This window comes from Pseudomonas sp. FG47, assembly GCF_057809115.1.
On the sequence record NZ_JBMDJI010000035.1, the window covers coordinates 31,238 to 41,782 of the forward strand.

General features: G+C 67.5%; 1 protein-coding gene. It reads right to left on the minus strand.

The window, feature by feature from the left end:
* Positions 1–2: 2 nt before the first annotated feature.
* Positions 3–10,545: amino acid adenylation domain-containing protein (locus ACODS5_RS20350; RefSeq protein ID WP_489109519.1), on the minus strand; the 10,543-nt coding region annotated here is incomplete at its 5' end.

Consider the following 10,545-nt stretch of genomic DNA (forward strand, 5'->3'; position numbering starts at 1 on the left):
GATCATGCCGGCGTGGTGTGCGCCAGGCAGTGCTCGATCATGTGCAGCAGCTCCTCGCGGAACGCCTCCATCAATGCCTCGACCGTGCTCGCGCGGTAACGCCGGGTACTGTAGAAGCACAGCAACGACATTTGCCCGTCGTACACCTGGCCGGTCACCTCCAGCCAGTTGCTCATCGGAGCCCGTGGCGCAAACTGGGCACCGGAGCTTTCGCTGGCCGGCGACAACAGCCCGTCCTCCTCGAAGGTCTGGTCGAACTGCCCCATGTAGTTGAAGGTCACCCGCGCCTCTGGCAGGCCAGCGAAGCGCTCGGCGATCTCCGGCGCCGCCATGTGCCGCAGGATGCCGTAGCCCAGGCCCTTGTTCGGGACCTGCGCCAGCTGCTGGCGAACCGCCTTGATCGAGCTGCCGAAGTCCGCGCCCAGCCCCGGCTGCAGACGCAGCGGGTACATGCTGGTGAACCAACCCAGGGTGCGGCTCAGGTCCAGCGCCTCGAACAGGTCCTCGCGGCCATGGCCCTCGAACTGCAGCAGCACCGACTCGGCCTCGCTCCAGCGACACAGCACGCGGCTCAACGCCGTGAGCAGGATGTCGTTGATCTGGGTCTGGTACACCGCCGGCACTTCCTTGAGCAACCGCGCTGTCTCGCGCTCGCTGAGCTTGATCTGGGCGCTGGCCTCGAACTGCATCTCGTTGCGCCCGCGCGGGTTGTCGCAAGGCAGCTCGGTGCTGGTCTGGTCGAGCTGCGCGAGCCAGTAGTCGAGCTCGTTCGCCGCCAGGTTGGGCGCCTCGCCTTGCAACGACTCGGCCCAGGAACGGAAGCTGCTGGTACGGATCGGCAGCACCGCCTCGTCCCCCGCGGCGCAGGCCGCATAGGCCTGCTGCAGGTCCTGCAGGAGGATGCGCCAGGACACCCCGTCGATCACCAGGTGGTGAATGGCGATCATCAGGCGGCTTTCGCCGTCGGCCATCTGTGCATGCACCACGCGAATCACCGGCCCGTCGACCAGGTCGAGGCTGCGCTGCGCCGCGTTGACCAGCTCGTTGAGCGCCTGGGCATCGGCCACATCCCGATGCCAGATCCATTCACAGCTGCCGGCCAGGGTGTCGTAGTACTGGTACCAGCGACCGTTTTCCTGGCGGAAGCGCAGGCGCAGGCTGTCATGGTGGCGCACCACCTGCAGCAAGGCCTTTTCCAGGGCCACGCCATCAAGCGGCTGGCTGGCGCGCAACATCAGCGACTGGTTGAAGTGATGCGGCGCCTCCATCTGCTGGTCGAAGAACCACTGCTGGATCGGTATCAGGTTGAACAACCCCTCCCCGGCCAGTTGCGTGAGGTCCTGCTGCGGGCCACGACGCTGGGCCGCGCCCTGGTCGAACAGCGCTTCGATGCTCTGGTGGCGCATCAGGTCGCGCAGCTTGAGGTCCATCTCCAGGGTCGGGTGGTTACGCACTCGGGAAATCACCTGCAGGCTGAGGATCGAGTCGCCACCCAGCTCGAAGAAGTTGTCGGTGATGCCCACCTGCTCCACCTGCAGCACGTCCTCCCAGATCTGCGCCAGCCACTGTTCGCGCGGGTTGCGCGGTGCCACGTAGCGGGCCGCCTCGAACTGTGGCTCGGGCAGGCCGCGGCGGTCGATCTTGCCATTGGGTGTCAGCGGGAAGCGCGCCAGGCAGACGATCTGCGCCGGCACCATGTACTCCGGTAGCACCTGGCGCAGGGCCGCCTTGAGTTCGTTGCCCAGCCCTTCGCCGGCGGCGCTCACCACGTAGCCGATCAGTTGCTTGCCCGAGGGGCTTTCGCGAGCGATGACCAATGCATCGTCCACCTGCGCCTGTTGGCGCAGACGGGCCTCGATCTCGCCCAGTTCGATACGGAAACCGCGGATCTTGACCTGATGGTCGATACGGCCAACGTAGTCGATGATCCCGTCGGCGCGCAGGCGCACCAGGTCGCCGGTGCGGTACAGGCGGTCGCCGTCGGCGCTGAACGGGTTGGGCACGAAGCGCTCGGCACTGGCGTCCGGGCGGCGGTGATAACCACGCGCCACGCCATAACCGCCGATGTAGAGTTCCCCGGCAAAGCCGGCCGGCAACGGGCGCAGGTCGTCATCAAGCACGTACAACGCACGCGGCCCGACCGCGCGGCCGATTGGCGCGTAGGCCGCCGCGCAGCGCTCCATGCTGTCGGCCTTCCACAGCATGGGCGTGACCACGGTTTCGGTGGGGCCATAGCCGTTGGTGAAGTAGCGCGGCTTGAGCGCGGCCTTGACCTGCTCGTAGGTCTGCTCGGGCACCGCGTCACCACCGAAGCAGTAGATACGCACCGGCGGCGCCGGCTCGGCGCTGGCCTGGACGAACTCGGCCAGTTGCTTGAGGTAGGCCGGCGGGAAGCAGGCGATGGTGATGCCATGGCGATGCAGGGCCGCGCAGGTCTGCTCCGGCGTCCACAGTTCGTTGTCGCGCAGCACCAGGGTACCGCCGGCCAGCAGCGTGCTCAGCCAGCGCTCATGGGCGCCGTCGAAGGCGAACGACATGAAGTGCAGTTCGCGGCTGTGGGCATCCATTTCATACAGCTCGACGATAGCCTGGCAATGCGCGCTGATCGGCCCATGGGCCACGGCGACGCCTTTCGGGCGTCCGGTGGAGCCGGAGGTGTAGATCAGGTACGCCAGCGAGTGCTCGCGAATCCCGCTCGACGGTGCCTGCGCCGGATAGGCGTGGGTGTCGCAGCGGTCGACTTCGAGCACCGCCAGGGTCGCCGGCAGGTCGAAGCGTGCGCGCAGGGCCTGCTCGGTCAACAGCAGGCTCATGCCCGAATCCTCGATCATGTAGGCCAGGCGCTCCGGCGGATAGTCGATATCCAGTGGTACGTAGGCCGCGCCACTCTTGAACACCGCCAGCAGCGCCACCAGCAGTTCAGGCGAACGCTGCATGGCCACGCCGACCACCCGCTCCGGCCCCGCGCCCTGGGCTTGCAGGGCATGGGCCAGGCGATTGGCCCGCTGCTCGAGGGTGGCGTAGTCCAGGCTGGCCTGGCCACACTGCACGGCGATGGCCTGGGGTTGCCGCTCGGCATGGTGGGCGATCAACTGCGGCAGGTCCAGGGCCTGGTGGCTCGCCTGCGGCGCCGCGCTCCAGCCCTGCAGCGCCTGCTGCTGCGCCGTCGCCAGCCGCGGCAGGTTGCCCAGCGCCAGGTCCGCCGGCGCTTCGAGCAAGGCGTCCAGGGTTTGCTCCATGCACGCGCGGATCCCCTCCACCGCCTCGGCGGCGAAGCTGTTGCGCAGGTACATGTACTCGATGGTCAGGCGGTCGCTGAGGCTGACGGCCAGGTCCATCGGGAAGTTGGTCAGGCCCTGGCTGGCACTGGCGCCGAAACTCAGGCCGGTGTCGATTTCCTCGTTCAGGCGCTCGTCGATCGGGTAGTTCTCGAACACGATGATGCTGTCGAACAAGCCCTGGGCGCCCAGCCCGGCCCAGCGCTGCACGTCCGCCAACGGTGCCTGGGAGTAATCGCGGATGTCCAGGTTGTAGTGCTGCAGCGCGTGCAACCACTGCTCCAGGGGCTGCGTCGGCTCCAGGGTCTGGATCACCGGCAAGGTATTGATGAACAGGCCGAGCATGCTGTCGGCACCCGGCAGGCTCTCCGGGCGCCCGGCCACGGTGGCGCCGAAGGCCAGGGTGGTCTGCCCGGTGTAGCGCTGCAACACCAGTAGCCAGGCAGCCTGCACCAAGGTGTTGAGGGTGATGCGCAGGTCGCGGCAACGCTGCTGCAACTGGGTGGTGCGCGCCGAGTCCCAGTGCGAGTACAGCGCCTGGTGCCCCGACAATGCCACCTCGTGACGCGGATGCACCGCCTGGCTGAGCAGGGTCGGTTCCTCCAGCGGGCGCAGGCGCTCGCGCCAGAACTGCTCCAGGGCGACCCGATCCTGGTTCACCAGCCAAGCGATGAAGTCGCGGTAATGCCCCACCTGCTCCGGCAGCGCCTGCCCGGCATAATGTTGCAGGACCTCGGCGAACAGCCGCGAGCTGCTCCAGCCATCCATCAGGATGTGGTGGCTGGTCCAGATCATCTGGTGCCGCGTCTCGCTCAGGCGCACCAGCAACACCCGGTGCAGTGGCGCGCTGGACAACTCGAAGCCGCGCTCGCGCTCCTCGCGCGCCAGCTCGGCAAGGCGTTGCTCGTCCACTGCCGCGTCACGCCAGTCGAGTTCGCGCAGGTCCAGTTCGACATGCCGGTGCACCACTTGCAAGGGTTTGCTCAGCCCGGCCTGCCAGTGGAAGCTGCTGCGTTGCACGGCATGCCGCTCGGTGACGAACATCCAGGCTTGGCGCAGGCGCGGCACATCCAGGCCGTCGATGCTCATGCTCGACTGGTTGATGTACAGCTCGCCATCATCGTCGCTGACGCTGTGGAACAGCATGCCCTCCTGCATCGGCGACAGCGGGTAGATATCCTCGATGTCCACCGCGGCCACCGGCAGTTGGTCAAGGTCGCGCTGGGTCAGGGCCGCCAATGGGAAGTCCGAGGGTGTCACGCCTTGGTTGTGCGGGTCGAGGCAATGCTCCACCAGCCGTTGCAGCTGCGCCTGGTAGCGCGCGGCGAGACGTTGCAGGTCTGCTGCCTGGTAACACCCTTCGAGGGTCCAGTGCAGGTGCAAGCGCTCATCCTGCTGGGTGACCTGCAAATGCAGCCCCGCCGGTGCGTTGACCAAGCCTTGGCCCAGCACTGGCCAGGCATCGGCCGTAGAGGCCGGCCTGGTCGCGTAGGTGAAGGCAATGGCCGGCAGCGGCTGCGCGCCGGCTTGCCCGCCGCGCACGCCTTCCTTGACAGCCTTGATGGCACTGGCCAGGTCGCTTGCCAGCGGCAGGTGCAGGACCTGGCGGCCGGCGAATGGCCCGACGCTGCGCGTCAGGTCGCAGGTCGCGACAAGGCGGCCGGTCTGGGCGGCCACGGCGATCGACGGCAGCTCGCTGTCGGCGCCCAGGCACAACACCAGGGCGGTCAGCAGCAGTTCGCCCGCATCGCTGCGGTAGGCGGCCGGGGCCAGGCCCAGCAATGGCTGGCCAAGGTTGACCGGCAGGCGCTCATCAAGGCTGAACGTCCCTGGTTGCGCCGTGGTTTGCGCCAAGGCCGTCAGGCACGGCGCCACAGGCCCCTGGACGTGGCTCGACGCCGGGCGCTGCGCCAGCCAATGGCGTAGCGAATGCGTCTTGGCCGGCAACACGCGCTGCTCGCAAAGCGCCTGCAGGTCCTGCCCGAGCAGCGTCCACGAGTGGCTGTCGAGCACTTCGCCGGCACCGACCAGCAGCAGGTTGCGCTGCCCCTCGATCACCGGGCCCAGGGCGGCGCGCAATAGAATACCCGCCGTCGGCGCCAGGCCCTCGGCCAGCACCTGGCGCTGCGCGGCCTGCGCATCGCCGTCGATTAGCAAGGGTTGCGCCTGCCAGGCTGTTTGCAGGGCCTCCAGCGGCAAGTACTCGTTGCCCTCCACGGCAACACGCACGCGCAAGCTGTCGTGATGGCCGACCAGCGCCCCCAGCGCCTGCTCGAGCCGCGCCCGGTCCAGCGTCGCCGGCACGCGCCACTGCATCCACTGCGCGCCGGCGTCGGCCAGCACCGGCAAGGCCGGCAACGCGCCGCTGAGCGCCTCCTGCTGCCGCGCAGGGTCGCCGCCGTCATGGCTGGCCACCGCCGCCAGCGCGGCGATGGTCTGCTGTTCGAACAGCTGTTTCGGGGTGAACACGATACCGGCGCGACGCGCCCGGCTGACCACCTGGATCGAGACGATCGAATCACCACCCAACTCGAAGAAGTTGTCGCTGATGCCAACGCGCTCAAGGTGCAGCACGTCCTGCCAGATCGTCGCCAGGGTGGCCTGCAGGGCATCGCGCGGCGCCTCGTAGGCTTGCTGCAGTTCGCTGGTGTCAACCTCCGGCAGTGCCTTGCGATCCAGCTTGCCGTTGGGGCTCAGCGGCAGGCGCGGCAAGGCCACCAGGTAGGCGGGCACCATGTAGTCCGGCAACAACGCCTTGAGGTGCTCGCGCAGCGACTCGCGCAACAACGCGGTATCCGCGCCCTGCGCTTGGTCACGCGCCACGTAGTAGCCAACCAGCTGGTGGCCGCTGGCGGCCTTGCGCGCCACCACCACCGCTTCATGCACCTGCGGGTGCTCGACCAGGCGTGCCTCGATTTCACCCAGCTCGATACGGAAACCGCGAATCTTCACCTGGTGGTCGACCCGACCGATGTAGTCGATCAGCCCGTCCTCGCGATAACGAACCAGGTCACCGGTGCGGTACAAACGACCACCATCGGCGGCAAACGGGTCAGGCAGGAAGCGCTCGGCGGTCAGCCCCGGGCGGCCGAAATAACCGCGCGCCAGCAACTCACCGCCAATCATCAACTCACCGACCACCCCCACCGCGGCGGGTTGGCCATGATCGTCCAGCAGGTACAGGCTGCGCCCTGGCAGGGCCCGGCCAATGGACAGGGTCAACGGCAACGGCTCGCGGCCATTGACGTAGTCGCTGCAATCGAGGGTGCTCACCGTCACCGTGGCCTCGGTCGGGCCATAGGTGTTGAGCAGGCGCACATGGCCCAGGCCCGCGGCCTGCCAGGCGGCCAGGCCTTCAACCGGCATCGCTTCGCCACCGCTGTGCACCTGGCGCAGGCGACCATAGGCGCGTGGCGCCTGGGCGGCGAAGTCCTTGGCCAGCATGTTCCAGTAGGCGGTGGTCAGGTCGACCACACTGATGTCCTTGTCGATCAGTTCGCGGTAGAACGTTTCGCTGTCCCAGATCTCGTTACCGCGCAAGACCACGCTGGCGCCGCAGATCAGCGGCGGATACAACTGCTCGACGAAGCCGTCGAAGTTGAAGGTGGAAAACTGCAGCCCACGGTCCTCGGCGCTCAGCCCAAAGAAACCGACGGACACGAAGGCATGCCGGGTCAGCGCGCGCTGACTGATGCCCACGCCCTTGGGTCGGCCCGTGGAGCCGGAGGTGAACATGACGTACGCCAGGTGTTCGCCATGCACCCGGTTGACCAGGTTGTCGGTGGCGTACCGCGCCCAGTGCTGCGGCTGGTCCAGCAACAGGCGCGGCAAGCTGTCGGGCACCGCCAGGCGGCCAACCACTTCGGCATGGCCAAGCAGCAAGGCAATGCGACTGTCCTCGATCATGCACAACAGGCGGTCCTGCGGGTAGCTGGGGTCGAGCGGCACATAGCCGCCGCCGGCCTTGAGCACCGCCAGCAGGCCAACGATCATCTCCAGGCCACGGTCGGCGGCGATGCCCACCAGCACATCCGGACCCACTCCCTGCTCGACCAGCTTGCGCGCCAGTTGGTTGGCCTGCTCGTTCAGTGCCCGATAGCTCAGTTGCCGGTCTTCGAACAACAACGCCGGGGCCTCGGGCGTGCGCGCTGCCTGGGCTTCGAACAGCACATGCACCGGCTCATCGCTCGGGCAGTCGAACGCCGCCGTGCTCCAGTCATGCACCAGCCGTCGCGACTCATCGGCCTCCAGCCAGGCCAGTTCGCTGAGCGGCGCGTCGGCATCGTCCTGCATCGACGCCAGCAGTTTGACCAGACGGTTGGCCAACTGCGCGGTCATCGCCGCACTGAAGGCCGCGTGGGTGTAGCTGAAGTGCAGGTGCAGGCTGGCCCCGAGGGTGACCGACAGGGTCAACGGGTAGTTGGTCTGCTCGTGATTGTCGATCCCGGAGAAACTCAGCCCCGCCGGTGCCTCCTGCTCGAGCGCCTCGGCGACCGGGTAGTTCTCGAACACCATGAGGGTATCGAACAGCGATTCGGCGCCATGGCCGGACCAACGCTGAACCTCGAACAGCGGCGTGTGCTCGAACTCGCGCAGCGCCAGGTTCTGCGCCTGGACCTGCTGCAGCCACTGGCCGACGCGCTGCTCTGGCAGGGGCGCGGCCACCACCGGCAGCGTGTTGATGAACAAGCCGACCTGCTGCTCGGCGCCACGAACCTCGGCGGAGCGCCCGGCCACCGTGGCACCGAAGGCCACCGCATCCTGTCCGGTCTGGCGCTGCAGCAGCAGCAGCCAGGCCGCCTGGACCACGGTGTTGACGGTGACTTTCTGCTGCCGTGCGAAACCTGCGAGGGCTGCCGTCTGCTGCGCGTCGAGCAGGCGAACAAGCTCGCCATGCCCCTGGGTCGGGGCATCCTTGGCACGCAGGTTGGCCATGGCCTGCACCAGGCGCGTCGGTTCCTCGAGCAGGGCCAGCTGGCCACGCCAGAAGCCCTCGGCCTTGGCCGCGTCCTGACGCTGCAGCCAGGCGATGTAATCGCGATAGCGACCGACCCTGGCCGGCAGCGTGTTGCCGTTGTAGCGCTGCAGTACTTCGGCCATCAACTGCGAATGGCTCCAGCCATCCATGAGAATGTGATGGTGGGTCTGGATCAACTGATAACAGGTGTCGTCCAGCTGCACCAGCAATACCCGCAGCAGTGGCGCGGCACCGAGTTCGAAACCTTGCGTCAACTCTGCGTGCGCCAGGGCCTCGAGCGCCGCCTGCTGATCGTCGCGGCCACGCCAGTCCAGGCACTGGAACGGCAGCGCCAGGTGCTTGTGCACCACCTGCACCGGCTCGTCCAGCCCTTCCCAGACAAAGCTGCTGCGCAGTACTTCGTGTTCGTCGAGGGTGGCCTGCCAGGCGGCACGGAAGCGTTGCGGGTCGAGCCCGTCGACCGCCAGGCTCATCTGGTTGAGGTAGTCCCCGCCCTCGGCCTCGTACAAGGTATGGAACAGCATGCCGCGCTGCATGGGTGCCAGCGCATAGATGTCCTCAATGTGCGCCGCCGCTATCGGCAGCTCGTCGAGCTGCGCCTGGGTCAACGCCGCCAGCGGGAAGTCGCTCGGCGTGACGCCGCCGTGCTCTGCTGCCAGGCAATGGGCGACCATCGCCTGCAGCTGCGCGCCATAGGCGTCGGCCAGGGCCTGCACGGTGGCGTCATCGAACTGCTCGGCGCTGAAGGTCCAAGCCATGCTGAAGACGCCGTCGAACACCTGGCCGTTCAGGGTCAGGCTGTTGCCCAGCGGCGCCTCGAGATCCTGTTCGTCACCCTTGGCGCCCGCGCACAGCGCCAGCAAGGCCGGCTGGTCGGCGTCGCCACCGGCATCGAACTGGCCCAGGTAGTTGAAGGTGATGCCCGCCTCAGGCAGTGCCGCCAATGCCGCACGGCTGGCAGGGTCACCGAGGTGGCGCAGCGCCGAGTAGCCCAGGCCCTTGTCGGGAATGGCACGCAACTGCTCCTTGACCTGCTTGATGGTCGCGCCGATCTCGGCGTGGGCGTCCAGGCGTGCCGGATACAGGCTGGTGAACCAGCCGACGCTGCGCACCAGGTCGATGTCGTCGAACAACGCCTCGCGACCATGGCCTTCCAGCTGCACCAGCACTGCATTGTTGCCGGTCCAACCGGCGATCACCCGCGCCAAGGCACTGAGCAACAAGTCGTTGACCTGGGTGCGGTAGGCCGCTGGCGCCTGCTGCAACAGCTGGCGGGTGACGACCGGGTCCAGGTGGGTATGCACGGTCCGTGCATGGCGGCGCGCCAGGCTGCCGGCACGGTCCAGCGGTAGCGCCGTGGCCAGGCCTTGCAGCTGGGTTTGCCAGAATTGCAGCTCGGCTTGCCGACGCTCGTCGCGGGCATAGCCCTGCAGACGCTCGGCCCACTGGCGCACCGAGCTGGTCTTGGCCGGCAGCACGGTGGCCTGGCCGTCGACCAGCGCCTGGTAGGCGCGCTGCAGGTCCTCGAGGAAGATGCGCCAGGACACGCCATCGACCGCCAGGTGATGGATCACCAGCAGCAGTCGTTGCTCACCCTCGGCACAATCGACCAGCACGCCGCGCACCAGGCGGCCCTGGCCCAGGTCGAGGCTGCGCTGGGCTTCGTCGCCGATGGCCTGCAAGGTGTGCTCGTCATTGGCCGTGGCACGCCACAACAGTGGCTCGCGCTGCCACAGCGCCTGCACGGCATCCAGGTCGAGGAAGCGCGCCTGCCAGCCTTCGGCCTGCTCGACGAAGCTCAGGCGCAAGGCATCGTGATGGCGCACCAGCGCTTGCAGTGCCTGCTCCAGCAGTTCAGCCTGCAATGTCTCGCCGGCCTTGAGCAGGACCGACTGGTTCCAGTGATGGCGTTCGGGGATCTCGGTGTCGAAGAACACCTGCTGGAACGGCAACAGCGGCGTGTCGCCCTGCAGGGGGCTCTGGTCGATCGCCAGTGCCGCCTCGCCAACCCGGGCGACCCCGGCCAATTGCTGCACGGTCTGTTGCTCGAACAGATCCTTGGGAGTGAAGCGGATACCGGCCTGACGCGCCCGGCTGACTACCTGGATCGAGATGATCGAGTCACCGCCCAGCTCGAAGAAGTTGTCGTGCAGGCCTACTTGCTCGACCTTGAGCACCTCTTGCCAGATCTGCGCAATACGCTGCTCCAACTCACTGCGCGGTGCCACGTAGGCCTGCTGCTGGCTCACATCCGGCGCCGGCAACGCCTTGCGCTCCAGCTTGCCGTTG